The organism is Mesorhizobium sp. M7A.F.Ca.CA.002.15.2.1, assembly GCF_003998715.1.
Classification (GTDB): Bacteria; Pseudomonadota; Alphaproteobacteria; order Rhizobiales; family Rhizobiaceae; genus Mesorhizobium; species Mesorhizobium ciceri.
Genome location: NZ_RZPI01001166.1, coordinates 1 through 747, shown reverse-complemented (window position 1 = coordinate 747; position 747 = coordinate 1). Strand labels below are relative to the sequence as shown.

General features: G+C 61.2%; 1 pseudogene. It reads right to left on the bottom strand.

Annotation, left to right across the window (positions count from 1 at the left end):
- A pseudogene (locus ENZ74_RS33405) lies at positions 1-222 on the bottom strand (site-2 protease family protein); the annotation flags it as partial.
- Between the last annotated feature and the right edge of the window lie 525 nt (positions 223-747).

Below are 747 nucleotides of genomic sequence, written 5' to 3'. Positions count from 1 at the left end.
GATGCGGGCCACGCCCTCGCCGTCCGGGGCCTCGGCGGACAGGATCTCACCGGACCAGCCGGCATCGCTGCCGAGCGGCCACAGCGCCTGCCAGAGGCGCTGCCGATCCATCGCCACCAGACGGGTCAGCCGGACCGTGCGCAAACCAAGCGGCACCGTCATCAACAGAAAGATCAGCCCGAGATTGCTGGCCACCAGAATGGCCGTGACGATGGGCGACACCTGGACGTTGCTCCCTGTCTTGCCGGGGCACTCTAACGTCGCTGCGGCAAGAAAAGCTTAACGGCGGAGCGGTCTTCGACCGCATGGGACCCACGGCGGCGAACGCCGCCAAATCACATGGCTCCAATCCAGATCGCCATGGAGACGAGAAAGGTGCTCATGCAAACCAGTGAGATGACATCCTGAACCAGATCGGTCATAACTCTCTCCTGTTGTTGATATGTTCGTATTTTGTTCTAATTTTGTTTCAAAGTCAACGGACACAATCCGGCCGTGTCCGAATTTCCGGGCGATCAAATCGGCAGGGTTAAGAAAAGGTTGACGGGCGAACGACGGTTGCCCAGCGCCGACCAGGGCACGACGAGACTGGGGTCAGGCCGAGCCGAGAATGGTGGATTTCGAGAACCGGAGCGGAGCGTACTTTTGGGTACGTGAGCACCGTTCTACCGCGACGGGGTAGAACGGGAAGCGCAGGAAGCCGCCTTTCGCAGGCCGGCCTCCCCCAGTATCGCCGTGCCCTAGAGC